The sequence below is a fragment of the Cognataquiflexum rubidum genome, from assembly GCF_022538115.1.
In the GTDB taxonomy this organism is placed as follows: Bacteria; Bacteroidota; Bacteroidia; order Cytophagales; family Cyclobacteriaceae; genus Cognataquiflexum; species Cognataquiflexum rubidum.
In genome coordinates this window covers 133958-150239 of record NZ_JAKZAL010000013.1, presented here as the reverse complement: position 1 = coordinate 150239, position 16282 = coordinate 133958, and the positions used below count along the sequence as shown (strand labels likewise).

The window sequence follows — 16282 nt, the reverse complement described above, 5'->3', positions numbered from 1 at the left end:
GATAAAAACTCATTCCTATAAAAACCTAATTTCTTCTTCAATCCGATTCTAAGATGGATCGTCAAAGCCACCCCAAATCAATGATCATTTTTCATAAAAAAATAGCACCAATAATGACGCTAAGAGCCGTTAGTGAGGCTAATAATACCAATAGCGATACTCCTCCCATCGCAACGGTTCCAATTATAAATTCCCTTTTAACCTTAATGTGATTTATTCGATCAAAAGGGATTTCAACCCTATCCAGGTATTTGGTTTGCTGAAGGTCCGTTTTTTCCACCACCCCTACCAACCTGTCAGATTTGACCTCATAGAGAATAAATTCAATTTCTCTAACACTGTCATTCATCCAAATTTTATAAACTTCCCCTTTTTCAAACTGAAATTGGCCATCAGGAACTGAATAGTCTATTTTTTGGCTTTTACCCTTGCCTTTCGGAAGACTTTGGTAGGTTTTACACGAGGTCATGAGAAATAGACCGACTACGAGAAAGAATAATAGAAATTTAAAAGTTTTCATAGCCTATCCTTTAAAAGTCATCCTTTGGTATCAACAACTCTAAAAATTACAAAATGAAACAAGTCCAATGAAATTTCTTGAACCACCAATCCCTAAATTCAGATTTAATCGGATATTAAAATTAAACAATCCGTTGATTTAGAATATCCATTCTAAAATACAAAAGCTATTGATAAAATTAAATTGATAAAATGCCCATATCATTTAAAAGTCAATCGCTCTATTCAAATTTACAAAAAACTAAAAAAAAGAAAGAAAAAAAATTTAACTTAAAATCAGCAAAAATTACTAATTATTTATTGTTTCGACCTTACCTGAAGCTATTATTTTTCAGGTCTCTAAAATCATCAAAAAAGTCAAATATGAAGACACCTAGGACTATACCATCATGAAAAACCTCCTTAGCAATACTGAGACTTTTAGACTTTTTAAGCTTTTAATTGCTTATCCCAATAAATGATTAAACAGATAAAAATGATGGATTTTAAATCAATATCAATAAATATCCAATATCAATAAATATCGGATTTGATAAAGATCTAGCCTTAGATGTCAGTAACTGCCTTCAATCCATTTAATCACCAATAAATCACGGCACCGCCATCACATACTCATAGGTACTTTGCAGCCCGAGTGGAATCCCCAATGTCCAATAAATCAGCAAGAACAAAGTCCAGGTTACCAAGAGCATAAGTGAGTAGGGCAACATCATCGAAACCAGGGTTCCGATCCCGGTGGACTTGACATACCGCTGACAGAATACCACGATCAAGGGAAAATATGGCAGCAAAGGGGTAATGATATTGGAAACCGAGTCCCCAACACGGTAAGCAGCTTGGGTAAGATCGGGAGATATGCCTAACTGCATCAGCATCGGCACAAATATCGGACTGATCAAGGCCCACTTGGCCGAAGCCGAACCCACCAATAGATTGACCAAGGATGTCAAAATCACGATGCCTACGATGGTGATTTGGGAGGGCAGATTCAAAGACTGGAGGAAATTGGCACCCTTTAGCGCAGTCAGTGCCCCGATATTGGATTTGCCAAAAGCATCAATAAACAAGGCACAGAAAAAAGCCATGACAATATAATACGCCATACTTCCCATGGCTTTGCTCATGGAAGCGACCATATCTTTCATATTCTTGTACGTCCCTGCCGCAAATCCATAGATCAATCCCGGAATCCAGAATAATATAAAAATCAAAGGCACAATGGATTTCATCAGCGGGGCATCCCTTGAGGTAATCTCACCAGTGGCATCCCTCAAAGCCGAGTCCAGTGGATAAGCCCAAAAAAACAAACCCATAACACACAGAAACATGATACCAAATGCTAGCCAAAAGGCCTTCTTCTCCCTGTAGTTCAGGACTTCTATCTTTGGAATGTCCTGAAGATTATCATCTACAATTACATTCTTGTTCAACCGTGGTTCTACCACCCGGTCAGTCAGAAACCAGACTACTAAGACGACCAAGAGACTTGAAAGGCCCGTAAAAAAGATGTTGTTCAACGGATTAAGCACAATCTCCGGATCGATGATCTGTGCTGCGGATTGGGTAAAACTCTGTATCAGCGGATCAATGCTCGAGGGAATAAAATTGGCGCTGAATCCTCCGGAAACTCCCGCAAAAGCTGCCGCAATGCCTGCAAGTGGATGTCTTCCGGCTGCATAGAAAATTACGCCACCCAGCGGAATCACCAATACATACCCCGCATCTGCAGCAGTATGGCTGACAATGGCCACCAAAACCAAAATCGGTGTAAGCAACATTTTGGGTGTGACTCCCAATAAAAACTTCAATCCTGCATTGATAAATCCGGAATGTTCAGCCACCCCTACTCCCAACATCGCAAGCAACACCACTCCCAAAGGAGGGAAATTGATAAATACGCCGGTCATATTCGCAAAAAATGCTGCGAATTGGGTTCCGGTCAGAAGGTTTTGGATCCGAAGCTCTCCCCCGCTTCTCGGGTCTACAGCGCCAAAGTCAATCGGTGATAGCAAGGCGGAGAGCACCCAGGTAAAGAGCATCAGGATCAAAAACAAGATTGCAGGATCGGGGAGCTTGTTTCCCGCTTTTTCAATAAAATCCAAAAATCTGTCCAAAAAGGTTTTGGGTTTTTTCTCAATATTGGTCATAAACAATTAAATTGGGTTTTGATAAAAATAGTAAGCTTTTGCAATTTTCATATCATTCTTCTAATTCTTTCTCTGTTTTAAGATGTCAATCAATCTATTTTCCCCTCCAAAAGAAATACAAGACGAATTAGATGCCTTCCGCGGATTTCTGGATTATACCATCCCTGCCAAAAAACTGGACAAAAACGTCCTGATCTGTACGTGGAATATCCGGATGTTTGGCGATATCACCATGAAATGGCAATCCGAGGAAAATGACTCCCCAAAAAGAGATGCCCATGCGCTGCTTTGCATTGTCGAGATCATCAAAAGATTTGACATCGTCGCGGTTCAGGAAGTGCGGGGAAACTTCAAAGGATTAAGGGAAACCATGCACCTGTTGGGTTCAGACTGGAGTTTTTTGATGACAGATGTCACCGCAGGATCCAAGGGAAACAATGAAAGGCTTGCCTTTATCTTTGATACCAGGAAAGTAAAATTATCCGGACTTGCCTGCGAGATCGTCATTCCCGATGAGGTTTTAGAGAAAAACAAGGAAATCCATACCGATGCCCTGAAGCGCCAATTTGCGAGGACTCCCTATGGGGTGAGTTTCAAGGCCGGCAAAAGTACTTTTGTGTTATTGACCCTCCATGTCCTCTTTGGTTCAAAATCACAAGATCGGGTTGGTGAGATCCAAGCCATTGCCGACTGGATTTTGGATTGGTCAAAAGAGATGGCTTCATGGAACCACAGCCTGCTGACTTTGGGGGATTTTAACCTGATGCGAAAGGGAGATCCGACCTTTGATGCTTTCATTTCTACCGGACTTTTTATCCCGGATGACCTTCAGCAACAAGACAGGACCGTTTTCAAAAAAACAAATACATTTTACGACCAAGTGGCGTGGTTTGAAAACAACATCAACCTGAAGTATGTGCAGGGAGGGATAGTGGATTTTCGCGACCATGTACTCAAGGATAGGAACTATACAATTTCTCAATTATCTTTCCGCCTTTCTGATCATTTTCCACTTTGGACTGAATTTATTACCCAATAAACAACCCTATGATAACCTCAAAAAAATACTTCTTCAGTGCAATCCTAGCTGTCATTTTCATGAGCAATGCCCAATCCCAAGAATTTGACAGAGGAAGTGTCGTTGCCAAAAACGCAGAATTGGTCAAAGTAGGTGAAGGCTACACCTTTACGGAAGGACCCGCAGTCCACCGCAACGGTGACATCTATTTTACCGACCAACCAAACGACAAAATTTACAAATGGTCAGCGACAAGAAATGAAGTGACCCTCTTCAAAGAAGGTACTAAAAGGTCCAATGGAATGTATTTTGACAGAAAAGACATTTTGATTTCCTGTGCGGACCAAGAAAACCAACTGATCGCCGTAGATGACAAAGGGAATGCAAAAGTCCTGATCGAAAACTTCAAGGGGAAAAAACTGAATGGACCAAATGACGTCTGGATTGCTCCAAATGGTGGCCTGTACCTCACCGATCCCTTGTACAAAAGACCTTGGTGGACTGGAAGAAGTCAGGAAATGGAGCAGGATGGCGAGCATCTTTACTATTTGGCTCCGGACAGGGTACAGTTTTTTAGGGTAGACGAAAAGCTGGTCAAACCAAATGGCTTGGTCGGAACACCCGACGGCAAAAAATTGTATGTTGCCGATATTGGTGACAACAAAACCTACGTCTATGAAATCGAAGAGGATGGCTACCTAAAAAACAGGAAGTTATTCTGTGAAATGGGATCAGATGGAATGACCATCGACAACAAAGGAAATGTTTACCTCACCGGAAAAGGTGTCACCGTATTCAACGCAAAAGGAGAGCAGATTGCCTACATTCCCCTTCCGGAGAGATGGACAGCAAATGTGGTTTTCGGTGGAACTGAGCGAAATACCCTGTTCATTACCGCCACCGACAAAGTATATACCCTAGACATGAAAGTGAGAGGGGTTTGGTGAAAAGGATTTTAAGATTGTAAAATTGTAAAATCCCTGAATTTGACCACAGTCGACTGTCGACTATGGACTGTGGACTACTACCACCTAATCTCCCCTATACCCTTTTCTTTAAGGTATTCATTGGCTTTGGAAAAATGGCCACATCCCAAAAAACCCCTGTGTGCCGAAAGCGGACTTGGATGGGGTGCATGGAGTTTGAGATGCCTTTCTTCATCGATAAATGCCGCTTTCTTTTGAGCATACGCACCCCAAAGCATAAAGACGATATTCTGCCTGGTCGCTGCAATTTTCCGAATGACAGCATCCGAAAACAGTTCCCAACCTTTGTTTTGGTGAGATCCTGCCTGATGTGCACGCACCGTAAGGGTGGCATTCAACAGCAAGACGCCCTGATCGGCCCATTTGGTCAGGTCACCATGGGGAGGCATAGATTGACCAAGGTCCCGGTTGATTTCTTTGAAAATATTGAGCAAGCTGGGAGGAAATGGAATACCTTCCCGCACAGAAAAAGAAAGTCCATGCGCCTGACCCGGTCCATGATAGGGATCTTGACCAAGGATGACTACTTTCAGTTTCTCAATAGGACAATGGTCAAAGGCATTGAAAATCTCTTTACCTTTAGGATATATCACCTCGTTCTGGTATTCTGATTTAACAAATCCTGCCAGATCAATGAAATATGGTTTTGAAAATTCCTCCTCAAGAAGATTTTTCCACCCTGTTTCAATTTTTACATCCATTTTTGTATCGTATTATTAAGATAATTTGGAATTAAGGCAAAGTTTTCGAATTTTTAAATCCCAATAAAATAAAAAGAAATGGTTACAGCTGTTACCCAAGGAATTAAAGTCACTGTTGAAGTCACCTATCAGGCAGAATTTTCAAGTCCCCACCAACATCATTATGTATTTACCTACAAAGTAAATATAGAAAACAACAGTCCGCATACCATACAGCTGATGCGAAGAAAATGGGAGATTTTTGATGCCGGTGATGCTGCCAAAACTGTTCAGGGTGACGGAGTAGTCGGGCAACAGCCTATCCTCGAGCCGGGGTACGTCCATGAATATGTGTCGGGCTGTAACCTAAAATCAGGCTTGGGAAAAATGAGGGGTTCTTTTTATATGGAAAAGTTGTTTGACGGAAAAGTTCTTGAAGTAAAAATTCCTGAATTTCAGTTGATTGCGGATATCTTCGACAATTAAACTTGAAGCAGCAGTTATATCCATTCCTCTCCTTTTTGCGTTATTGGCTGGTCAAAGAAGACCAGTTTGCGATTCAGTCGCCTTTTGTTTTTGATATTTACAACGGCCTCTTGGGCCATCTCCAACAGTCAAAAAATGAAGACCTCGAAATTGAGGAATTCAGAAAAGTCCTTCTTGCCAACCATGAAACCTGTGAAATCGAGGATTTTGGAGCCGGTTCCAAAAAATTAACCACACCCACAAGAAAAATTTCTTCAGTCACCAAATACAGTACCAGCCCTCGCAAATTTTCACAGCTTTACCAATTTTTTTGTTCCAAAACCCCCGCCCTAAACGTATTTGAATTGGGAACATGCGTTGGGGTCAATACCCGTTATTTGGCCAAAGCTACCAAAGGCACTTTGTTTACTTTTGAAGGTTCGGTTGCGCTTTGGCAAAAGGCCCAGGAATTCCAAAAACCCCAAAACACACATTATGTATTGGGTAATTTGAAAAATTCGCTTCCTTATATCTTAGAAAAAAACCATCCTGTAGATTTCGCACTATTGGATGCCAACCATACCTACCGGGCTACCTTCGATTATTTTGAATTGTTGCTGCCAAAAATCAAAGAAAGCAGCATCCTCGCCATTGCAGATATTCATTGGTCAAAAGAAATGAACAAAGCTTGGGAAGAAATCAAATCCCATCCTGAAGTGGTCATCAGCCTCGATTTTTTTGAATGCGGTATCTTGATTTTTGACAAAACCCTTACTAAATCCCATTATATTCTACACTATTGATTTTTTCTGTAAAATGAAAAACAATTCCTGTCCTTGCCTTGGCGGAATGGAGTTATAACATGCCTCCATTTGGAGTATGTTAAATTCGTGTTCAAACAATGCCCTGTATTCCTTCCCATCTCCTCCAAATGGAGGACCCTGATTCTCAAATTGTCGGTCAAACAGCAGTCCGACCAATTTACCTCCCGGCTTTAGCAAAGTGCTCATCTTTTTTACATATTCAGGCCGGAGTGAAGGCTGCAGGGCACAAAAAAATGTCTGTTCCAAGATCAGGTCATACTGACCCGAATGGTCAAAAAAATCGGTATGGTGGATTTGGCTTTTGGGAAAACCGCCGTGCTTTAGTTGAAATTTCTCCAAAGGATAGGACGAAATATCTAAGATATTAGTGTTTAAAAACCCCTTTTCAAGTGCGTATTGGGCCTCATAGCCATTTCCTGCGCCTGGAATAAGTAGTTTTAACCAAAAATTATCAATTTGGTCTAAATATTGCTTAATTGGTTTCGTAACTTCACCTACATCCCAACCAATGGAATTGTGCTGATATCTCAAAGTCCAATAATCTTCCCCAAGGATATTTGACATAAATTTCATTAATTTTAAAATTTCTACAATGTATTAATCTATGGAAACTACTCCACAAAAAAACACGAAAAATGACAATGGAAAAAACATCCTCATCATTGTCTTATTGATCCTTATCGTTGCCAGCGGAATCAAACTCTACACCGACCATCTTGATAAAACGAGAAAATCCGAAGAGATCCTGATGCTATCCGAAGAAAACAACGAGCTCAACAGGAGAATTGATTCTATGAATTACCAGCTTGATCTCAGAATCCAGGAAATCACCAAACTTGGTGGCGACATTGCCGCACTTGAAGAAATCAAAGAACAACTTACACGCGAAAGGAGCCTTGATAGAAAGAGGTCTTCAGATGAAATCGCAGCCTTAAACCAAAGGATTGCCTCTTTTTCCAAAACCATCGAAGAAAAAGACCAAGAAATCATCAGGCTGAGGGAAGTCAACGAGCAGCTGTTTACTGAAAACAAAGACTTGAAAACCACCCAATCCCAAATTCAAGAGGAAGTAGCCCAATTGAATGTCAAGCAAAAAGAACTGCAGGAAAAAGTGGATATCGCTGCAAGATTACGTGCAGAAAACATCAGCATCGCTGCAGTCAATTCCCGTGGTAAAGAAAGAGAAGACGGATTCAAAAACAGACAATTGGAAAAACTGCGGGTGACTTTCAACCTTGCTGACAATAAAGTAGCTGAAAAAGGTACCCGCGACATCTACGTGCAGATTATGGCACCAAACAACCAGCCTATATTTGATGTAGCCAAAGGTTCAGGAACATTCTCTATCGATGGCAGAGAGGAGTTCTACACCGTTCATCAGGACATCATCTTCGACAATTCCAAGCAGACCTTGACCTACTTCTATGAAAAAGGGACCAAGTACAACCCCGGAGTATATGAGGTTAGAATTTATTCTGACGGATATCAGATTGGAAGCAAGACATTTGAAGTGAAATAATCCGGTATTTTGTAGCTTATATTTGGAATAAACAGGACAAACATCTACTTTTGCGGTCTGTTTATCAAAAATAAGCTTAAATAAAAAAATCATGTTCCAAAAAAATTATGAAACGGTATTCATACTAACTCCCGTTTTGTCTGATGTTCAGATGAAGGATACCGTAGACAAGTTTGTTAGCTTGCTAAAAACTGAGGGAGCAGAAATCATCAATGTTGAGAATTGGGGTCTTAAAAAAATGGCCTACCCTATTCAGAAAAAAAGCACCGGTTTCTACATTTTAATTGAGTACAAAGGAGATCCGTCTGTGATCAAGAAATTGGAAATTGAAATCAGAAGAGACGAAAAAATTCTTCGATTCCTTACCACCGTTCTTGACAAGCACGCAATCGCTTATGGAGACAAGAGAAGAAAAGGTGAATTTAACAAAAAAACTGAAGCAAAGGAGGAGCCCGTAGCATGACACTCAAAAACGAACCAATCAACAGAAACGATAACAGAAAAAAATACTGTCGTTTCAAAAAAAGCGGTATCAAGTATATCGATTACAAAGACCCTAACTTCCTTTTGAAGTTTGTCAACGAGCAGGGGAAAATCCTTCCAAGAAGATTGACAGGGAATTCAGCCAAGTTTCAAAGAAAAGTGTCCAACGCCATCAAAAAGGCAAGACACTTGGCATTGATGCCATTTGTAACTGACGGTTTGAAATAGTACATCTTTGTTCATTTATCTTAAAATAGTATTACAATGGAAGTTATTCTTAAAACAGACATAAAAGGACTTGGATACAAAAATGACATGGTCGAAGTAAAGCCAGGTTATGGTAGAAATTACCTCATTCCTCAGGGATTTGCGGTTTTGGCTACAGGTTCCAACAAAAAAATCCTTGCCGAAAACGTAAAGCAAGCTGCCCACAAAGCAGAGAAAATCAAAACCGCCGCTGAAGAATTGGCCGCTAAACTTTCTGAAATGACTTTGGAAATCAAAGCAAAAATCGGTGAATCAGGTAAAATATTCGGAAAAGTTACCACTTTGCAGATTTCTGATGCTTTGGCTACCAAAGGAGTGGATATCGACAGAAAGAAAATTTCCATCAATGTACCTGTTCAGGGTGCAGGAGAATTTCAAGCTGAAGTTGACCTTCACAGAGAAGTCAAATGCAAGGTAAATTTCGTGGTGGTAGCTGAGTAAGCAACATCAAAAAATATCTTAAACAAAAAAGGCTTTCTAAACGAAAGCCTTTTTTGTTGGGTATTGGTTAATTCAAAGCAATTTTTTCTAGATCCTCTACCAATTTCTTGGCAACTGCCTTGCTGTTTTCTTCTCTTTTCGCTTTCAACAATTCCAATGCTTCTTTGCTTTTGGCAATGACACCTACAGGATTGTTGTCATATTGGAAGCTGTTCCAGCACCAAGACAACTCAGCATGAAGGTTTTCACCTAAGTTCAATTTTTCAAGCTTTTCCAAAGTGGAGACGATGGTTTTTTCAGAAATTTTTACTGACATGATTATAATTGTTTTGTTAAATAATGTAATTGCTTTTTTCAAAATTCGTTGCAAAACAATATATAATTTTCTATAAATACAAAATAATCAGCCATTTAGTAATATAATTTTAAATAACAATCGATTTCGTAATAGAGGCTAAGCCCATATTTTTAATTGTAGTGACTATATTTAGGACAACTTGTCAAAGTATGGAGAGAAAGCAATCAATAGAAGAGGAATTTGCCAACAGCATCACCCACGGTTTCGGAATATTATTCAGCATCATTGCGATTGCTTTATTGGTGACTTTTTCTGTACTCAACGGAACAGGCATCCATATTGTCAGCTGCAGCCTTTTTGGGGCTTCCATTTTGCTATTGTATACATTTTCCACCCTTTATCATGCATCTCCCCAAGGACCCATCAAATCGTGGCTGAGAACCTTTGACCACATCGGGATCTACTTCCTGATCGCAGGTAGCTATACACCCTTTTTGTTACTGGCAGTAAAAGGAACTTTGGGATGGGTATTCTTTGGGATTATCTGGGGTCTGACGCTATTTGGAATTGTCTTCAAAATTTTCTTTACCCATAAATTCCAAAAAGCTTCCCTGATTCTTTATCTGGGCATGGGCTGGATGGCTGTTTTCCTGATCAAACCGCTGCTAACTACTTTGGGCACCCCCACCCTTTTCCTGATAGCGGCCGGAGGAATCAGCTATACCCTGGGTACTATTTTCTATACCAGGCCCCGGATGCGGTTTGCCCATACCATCTGGCATCTTTTTGTACTCGCAGGAACAATTTTACATTTTATAGCGATCATGAACATGATTTTGGTGGACAACCTGTAATCTTTTTGGACTGACATTAAAGCATTTAAATTGGAAGCTCGAAAAATCTTCTTGCCCCGGCTTGCATAAAAAGGAAAGTACCCCTACATTTGTGACACCTTTTGAAAAAGAGGAGATTTTAGCAGAAAATTGGCCGATGGTGTAACTGGCAACACGTCTGATTTTGGTTCAGAAGAGTCCAGGTTCGAAACCTGGTCGGCCAACAAAAAAGCAGCTCAAAAGGCTGCTTTTTTTATTTTCAGCCAAACTGATTTCACTTGCCAAATATCCTTACTTCCCGCTTTCCCTAAAATTCACTTTATTTGCAAATCATCAATCCATTTGAGATGTCAGCATTCGACGATATCAGACCCTATTACGACACCGAAGTAAATGACGCAATCCGGGAAATTCTCAGCCACCCGATGCTCAAGGCCATTATGAATTTCACTTTTCCGGAAGAAAAAGACGAATACTGGAAAAACCTGATGCTCCATTGCCATTCTATCAGGGATTTTCAGATCAACTTTATCTATCCTGCCATTCAAAAAGTCCTTGAGAAAAGTTCAAGCGGACTGACCACTTCCGGATTCGAGAAACTGGAAAAAAATACCTCCTACCTATTTATATCAAACCACAGGGACATCATCCTCGACACTTCCCTACTCAATGCCTCCCTCTACGAACACGGGCTTCGCATGACAACCTCTGCGATAGGCGATAACCTCGTCAAGAAACCCTTCCTTAAGACCCTCGCAAGGTTGACAAGGAGTTTTATTATCAAAAGAGGTCTCCCTTCAAGGGAATTATTGGAAAGTTCCAAAACGATTTCTGCCTTTATCAGACAGTCTCTTCTTAGAGAAAACCGGTCTGTGTGGATAGCACAGCGCGAAGGCCGTACCAAAGACGGCAACGACATGACCCACAAGGGAGTACTCAAAATGATCGGGATGGCGGCAGATCCCGGAGAAAATATCCTGGATTATTTCAAAAGAATCAATGTCGTTCCGGTAAGCATTTCTTATGAATACGATCCGACAGACATCCTCAAAATGCCGGAATTATTGGCCAAAGCCAGGTCTGAAGCCTACGTAAAAGGAGACAACGAAGACTTCAACACTTTGTTGAACGGCATCATCGGACAAAAAAGGGGTATCCATATCCATATCGGCGATGTGCTGACAGACAAAATAGACCACATCTCCAAAACAGTCCCGGGAATCGTCCGGCAAATCCAGGAGTTGACGGACCTGATCGACCGTCAGATCATCCTAGGTTACAAACTTTGGCCTACCAAATACATCGCCTATGACCTTCTTCACGGGACAGATCAATTTGCAGATAAGTATACTTCCGAAGAAAAGGAATTATTCGAAAGGCGGTATAGAAAAGGCGTGGACCAGGATGACCCTGTTGCGGTCAAGAGTTTCCTTGCCATGTACGCCAATCCTGTAGTGAATCAAATGGAAATTAGAGGATGAACCTTTAATCGACAGAAAGCAAATACTGTTTGCTCAAATCGAAGAAAAAAAAATCAAAGTACACCTCAAAGGCCCTGAAGGATTTTTCTTTCAGGGTCGTTTTTTTATCCTGACGATCTCCTAAAACTAAAGTACTGAGATTAAAAAAATTCCGTAATCAGGGTATTTTTTAGAATGACAGCCATTGTCAGTTTTTTTAACCTTCACTTCTACATTTCCTATGGATTTGACCCTACCATCCGTTACGGCCTCCTTATAGTTCCCCTATACCTTCCCTATCCCCTCCCTATAGATACTCCGACTCTGAGCTATAGATACTCCGACTCTGAGGTATGGATAATCCGACTCTGAGCTATAGATACTCCGACCCATATTTACCCCTGACTCATATTTGAAGTACCAACAATGCATTCCCCATTGAGATTTAACGCTTCATTTCGTCATCTTCTTTTTAAATTTTGCTGACCTTTATTTTATTTGTTGCTACATTTAAGAACCCAAACCCACTTTTTATTTAAAAATTTAACCGGAATAAAAAGAATGAAGAAAATTGCAATGCTTGCCTTGGCCTGTTTCATGTCATACGCGGCTTTCGGGCAAAACAAAAATCCAATCGGTCTGATTGAAACCCCAAAAGGAAATATATACATCAAGCTTTTTGACGAAACCCCAAAACACAAGAATAGCTTTATAGAACTTGCCAAAGCAGGATATTGGGACTCCCTGACCTTCAATAGGGTGATTCCAAATTTTGTCGCACAAGGTGGTTGCCCGGATACCGAAGCCGGATTCAAAGATCCTGAGTACCTTTTGGAACCGGAATTTGTCAAGGGAATCACCCACATCTACGGCGCTGTGGGTGCAGGAAGGGACGACAATCCGGGAAAACTTTCAGCAAGGTGCCAGTTTTATATTGTTCAAAACAAAGATGGATTACACAGATTGGACAATGACTACACGGTTTTTGGACAGGTGATCAAAGGAATGGACATCATCGATCAGATTGTTTATCAAAAAAGAGACAGCAAGGACGAACCGGTGATTCCGATAACCCTTAAAATTTCTATTCTCTACCTGTCGAAAGCAGAACAGGAAAAATTGACCGACTTTTAAGCTGCGCATCTCTACTATGAAATGGAATAAAAGTGCCGCCCTCAAAACATTGAAATATGCAGGGTTTGCTTTGGGTCTGATTCTCGTCATCATGGCGGTCTTCCCTGTTTTCTTCAAAGACAAAGTCAACGCCAAAGTAAAGGACTACCTCCAAAGCCAAGTGACAACCGAACTTAGCTATAATGAAATCAACCTCACTTTTTTCAGACATTTTCCCACGCTGACAGTATCCCTCGATGAGGTTTTTATCCGTGGTGCAGCAGGTTTTGTCCCGGATACCTTGGTGTATGCTACAGATTTATCTTTGGGGATTAATGTGCTGTCCGTTTTCAGTGAAAAAATTGAAATCAAAGGAATTTACCTCAATCAAGCCAAAATCAACATCCTGAGAGATACCCAAGGGCATGCCAATTTTGATATTTTTCCGTCAGAGACTGATACACTTCCCAAAGAAGATACTCCTTCCGACCTTGCTTTGGATCTCAACAATATCAAATTTACCAACAGCCGATTTTTTTACAGAGACACGGATCTGGATTTTTCATGTTTGGCAGAAAACTTTGACTATTCAGGAAAAGGAAACCTTCAGGATGCCATCGTCGACCTCAGCAGTGACCTCAACATACAGACCTTTGAGCTCACCTATGAAGGCACCACTTACCTTTCCAAAAAGAGGGTCAGTGCAAGTCTTCAGACCAAAATCAATACCGAATCCACAGCCTTGACTTTCGAAAGAAATCATTTGATGATCAATGAATTGCCGGTAGATTTCATCGGAAAACTTGAATTCCTAAGCGGTGGCTATGACATGAATTTCATCTTGGAATCGGTGGATACGGATTTCAAAGACATGCTAACTTTGATTCCGGAGGAATTGGGAACTTGGCTGGACAATACTCAAGTCAAAGGAAAAGGCGAACTCAGGGGTTCCTTGCAGGGACTTTATCTCCCCGAAGAGAATCAGATGCCCAACCTCTTGATGAATCTCTTTGTCTACAATGGCTACATCAGCCACTCAGGATCATCGACCCCTATCGAAAAACTTTACCTCGATCTAGACCTCACAGTCCCGGAACTGAACGTTGACAAAACCATTATTGCGCTGGACAGTGTTTCAATGTCCCTAGGTGAGGGTTTTATCCAAGGTCACCTGAACATTGATGGACTTGACCCGGCTTTGGTAAATAGCGATTTGGCCATCAATATTGACTTGGACCTGTTGGACAAAGCATTGGGAATCATCCCTTATGACCTCCGAGGAACCATGGAAATGACCTTGCAGGCAAATGGAAGTTATATCACCCGGCCGGTGCCAAATAGATACCGGGACAATGAAACAGAGATCATCAGCATACCCAAATTCAAGTTCAGTTCGGCTATCCAAGATGGCTACTTTAGGTGGACAGCCCTTCCGGAAGCCATTCAAGATATCTCTTGGAACCTTACCGTCAATTCTCCGGACAGCATCTTTCAGAATATAGGAATAGACCTTCAGAATTTCAATTTTGGCGTACTTGAAAACAAGGCAAAGGGCCATTTCAAAGTTAAAGACCTCAGGGGCATGGAAGTGGATGCTGCCATGACGGCAGATTTCAATCTTTCGGAAATTGAAAAATTCTATCCCCTAGATTCCGGGATGACCCTCAAGGGAAAGCTAGCCCTGAACATCAATGCCCAGGGAAACTACGATGAGGGAAGGAAGCTTTTTCCGGTAATTAATTCCCAAATTTCTGTGCGTGAGGGATTTATCAAAACAGTCCATTCAGATCTTGCAGTGGAAAACATTTCATTTGTCTTGAATATCCTGAGTGAAAGGGGTTCTTATACTGACCTGAAGTTTGACCTTCTGCCGATTGCATTCACCTTTGCAGGCCATCCATTTTCGCTGAAAGCCAACATCGAAAACCTCGACGACATCCGCTATGAAGTCCAATCTCAGGGAAGGATTGATCTTGGCAGACTCTACCAGACATTTGGCATTGAAGGATATGATGTGGATGGTTATCTCCTCACCGATATCAATCTCAAAGGACTTCAAAGCGATGCCATCAAAGGCAGGCTTCAACAGCTTGACAACAAGGGAATAGTAGAAATGGAAAAAATCAGGCTCAGATCAGAGCTTTTCCCACTTCCCTTTGACATCCATTCGGGTAAAATCCGTGTGGACAAAGACAAAGTCTACTTGGAGAAACTCCACGCCCAATATGCCGGCAACAACCTCATTGCAGATGGGTACCTTTATAATTTAATTGCCTACTTTTTGGATGAAAATGCTCCCGTCCAGGGCAACCTGACCCTCAGCAGCCCAAAGCTGAATCTCAATGACTTCATGTTTTATACCGAGGAAGAATCGGTGTCGGTGGATACCCTTGGGAATGTTCAGGGAGTGGTCATGGTGCCCCCCAACGTGGATTTCAGCTTGGTGGCTTCAGTCGATACCATTCTTTTTGATGAAATCAGATTGGAAAAATTCAAAGGCAAATTAAAGCTGAAGGAAGGTGCCTTAGAAATGGAAAATACAGGATTTAACTTGGTCGGTGCTGAAGTTCTGATGTCAGGAAAATACCTTCCTACAGATCCTTTTAGGGCAGTTTTTGACTACAGCATCAAGGCAAAAGGCTTCGATATCAAGCGGGCTTACGACGAGATTCCCTTGTTTAGAGAAATGGTCACAGCAGCTGAATATGCCCAAGGGGTAGCTTCCCTCGACTACAGGCTTTCAGGTAGATTGGATGCCAATATGGATCCTGTTCTGCCATCCATCAAAGGCGAAGGAGTATTTGCTTTGGACAAGGTAAAACTGAAAGGCTTCAAGTTGATGAACAACATCGCCAAAGACACCGAAAACAAGGAATTGGCTGATCCTGAGTTGGCAGGTGTGCAGATCAAAAGCAGCATTGCAAACAACCTTATCACTATCGAAAGGACAAGGATGCGGATCGCGGGATTCAGACCGAGGTTCGAAGGGCAGGTCAGTTTGGATGGGGATATGAGCATGGCTTTCAGGTTGGGTTTGCCACCATTAGGCATTTTTGGAATTCCGATCAAAATCACCGGCAATTCCGAAAATCCGATCATTGAAGTAGGCAAAATCACCGAAGGCGATGAATTGGAGGAAACAGAAGATGAATCGGGAACACAAGTCGAAGGAACCGGAAATACAGGGTCAAACAAGTAGGTCAATTCCTTTTTTGAACGGTTTCCGAAA

At 41.4% G+C, this 16282-nt stretch carries 17 protein-coding genes and 1 tRNA gene; 13 read left to right on the top strand and 5 right to left on the bottom strand.

What is annotated here, in order from left to right; genetic code table 11:
• Nucleotides 1-91: 91 nt before the first annotated feature.
• Together MMU05_RS14830 and MMU05_RS14825 are read right to left on the bottom strand one after the other, a co-directional pair.
• Nucleotides 92-520 (bottom strand): hypothetical protein, encoded by a 429-nt coding sequence (locus MMU05_RS14830; protein WP_241142458.1) that lies wholly within the window; start codon nucleotides 518-520, stop codon nucleotides 92-94.
• Nucleotides 521-1109: 589 nt separating this feature from the next.
• Entirely contained in the window at nucleotides 1110-2666 is a 1557-nt protein-coding gene (locus tag MMU05_RS14825) for an AbgT family transporter (RefSeq protein WP_241142457.1), read from the bottom strand.
• An 82-nt stretch (nucleotides 2667-2748) separates the two neighbouring features.
• Between MMU05_RS14825 and MMU05_RS14820 the strand changes: the two genes are divergently transcribed.
• Both MMU05_RS14820 and MMU05_RS14815 read left to right on the top strand, forming a co-directional pair.
• Entirely contained in the window at nucleotides 2749-3705 is a 957-nt protein-coding gene (locus tag MMU05_RS14820) for an endonuclease/exonuclease/phosphatase family protein (RefSeq protein WP_241142456.1), read from the top strand.
• 8 nt (nucleotides 3706-3713) lie between these two features.
• Nucleotides 3714-4631, top strand: coding sequence for an SMP-30/gluconolactonase/LRE family protein (locus MMU05_RS14815; protein ID WP_241142455.1), 918 nt, complete (start codon nucleotides 3714-3716; stop codon nucleotides 4629-4631).
• 77 nt (nucleotides 4632-4708) lie between these two features.
• Here MMU05_RS14815 and ung read toward each other — a convergent pair whose 3' ends face one another.
• The gene (gene ung / locus MMU05_RS14810) at nucleotides 4709-5371 is read right to left on the bottom strand and encodes a uracil-DNA glycosylase (protein WP_241142454.1); all 663 of its coding nucleotides are present in this window, start codon (nucleotides 5369-5371) and stop codon (nucleotides 4709-4711) included.
• A gap of 78 nt (nucleotides 5372-5449) precedes the next feature.
• On the opposite strand from ung, the gene apaG reads away from it, so the two are divergent.
• Both apaG and MMU05_RS14800 read left to right on the top strand, forming a co-directional pair.
• Nucleotides 5450-5836: a Co2+/Mg2+ efflux protein ApaG gene (apaG, locus tag MMU05_RS14805; protein WP_113924789.1), complete on the top strand. Its 387-nt coding sequence runs from the start codon at nucleotides 5450-5452 to the stop codon at nucleotides 5834-5836.
• A gap of 2 nt (nucleotides 5837-5838) precedes the next feature.
• Complete coding sequence (locus MMU05_RS14800; protein WP_241142453.1) at nucleotides 5839-6618, top strand: O-methyltransferase; 780 nt, start codon at nucleotides 5839-5841, stop codon at nucleotides 6616-6618.
• Here the strand turns inward: MMU05_RS14800 and MMU05_RS14795 are convergent.
• Nucleotides 6607-7203 (bottom strand): methyltransferase, encoded by a 597-nt coding sequence (locus MMU05_RS14795; RefSeq protein WP_241142452.1) that lies wholly within the window; start codon nucleotides 7201-7203, stop codon nucleotides 6607-6609. The two genes, MMU05_RS14800 and MMU05_RS14795, sit on opposite strands and share 12 nt — an antisense overlap.
• A 40-nt stretch (nucleotides 7204-7243) precedes the next feature.
• On the opposite strand from MMU05_RS14795, the gene MMU05_RS14790 reads away from it, so the two are divergent.
• From MMU05_RS14790 to rplI, 4 genes are all read left to right on the top strand, one after another.
• Nucleotides 7244-8158, top strand: coding sequence for a hypothetical protein (locus MMU05_RS14790; protein ID WP_241142451.1), 915 nt, complete (start codon nucleotides 7244-7246; stop codon nucleotides 8156-8158).
• A 91-nt stretch (nucleotides 8159-8249) separates the two neighbouring features.
• Nucleotides 8250-8621, top strand: coding sequence for a 30S ribosomal protein S6 (rpsF, locus tag MMU05_RS14785; RefSeq protein ID WP_241142450.1), 372 nt, complete (start codon nucleotides 8250-8252; stop codon nucleotides 8619-8621).
• The gene (rpsR, locus tag MMU05_RS14780; protein ID WP_113924785.1) at nucleotides 8618-8869 is read left to right on the top strand and encodes a 30S ribosomal protein S18; all 252 of its coding nucleotides are present in this window, start codon (nucleotides 8618-8620) and stop codon (nucleotides 8867-8869) included. Before rpsF ends, rpsR begins: the two co-directional genes overlap by 4 nt.
• Before the next feature lie 36 nt (nucleotides 8870-8905).
• Nucleotides 8906-9349: a 50S ribosomal protein L9 gene (gene rplI, locus MMU05_RS14775; RefSeq protein WP_241142449.1), complete on the top strand. Its 444-nt coding sequence runs from the start codon at nucleotides 8906-8908 to the stop codon at nucleotides 9347-9349.
• Between the two features lie 67 nt (nucleotides 9350-9416).
• Here rplI and MMU05_RS14770 read toward each other — a convergent pair whose 3' ends face one another.
• Entirely contained in the window at nucleotides 9417-9665 is a 249-nt protein-coding gene (locus MMU05_RS14770) for a hypothetical protein (protein ID WP_113924783.1), read from the bottom strand.
• A 191-nt stretch (nucleotides 9666-9856) separates the two neighbouring features.
• On the opposite strand from MMU05_RS14770, the gene trhA reads away from it, so the two are divergent.
• The 5 genes from trhA (at nucleotide 9857) to MMU05_RS14745 (ending at nucleotide 16252) form a co-directional block, all read left to right on the top strand.
• On the top strand, nucleotides 9857-10501 hold the full coding sequence (gene trhA, locus MMU05_RS14765; RefSeq protein ID WP_241142448.1) for a PAQR family membrane homeostasis protein TrhA: 645 nt from the start codon (nucleotides 9857-9859) through the stop codon (nucleotides 10499-10501).
• A gap of 130 nt (nucleotides 10502-10631) precedes the next feature.
• A tRNA-Gln gene (locus MMU05_RS14760) sits at nucleotides 10632-10704 on the top strand.
• A gap of 123 nt (nucleotides 10705-10827) precedes the next feature.
• On the top strand, nucleotides 10828-11961 hold the full coding sequence (locus MMU05_RS14755) for a 1-acyl-sn-glycerol-3-phosphate acyltransferase (protein WP_241142447.1): 1134 nt from the start codon (nucleotides 10828-10830) through the stop codon (nucleotides 11959-11961).
• A gap of 540 nt (nucleotides 11962-12501) precedes the next feature.
• On the top strand, nucleotides 12502-13074 hold the full coding sequence (locus MMU05_RS14750; protein WP_418884473.1) for a peptidylprolyl isomerase: 573 nt from the start codon (nucleotides 12502-12504) through the stop codon (nucleotides 13072-13074).
• Nucleotides 13075-13090: 16 nt separating this feature from the next.
• Nucleotides 13091-16252: an AsmA family protein gene (locus MMU05_RS14745; RefSeq protein WP_241142446.1), complete on the top strand. Its 3162-nt coding sequence runs from the start codon at nucleotides 13091-13093 to the stop codon at nucleotides 16250-16252.
• The last annotated feature ends 30 nt before the right edge of the window (nucleotides 16253-16282 follow it).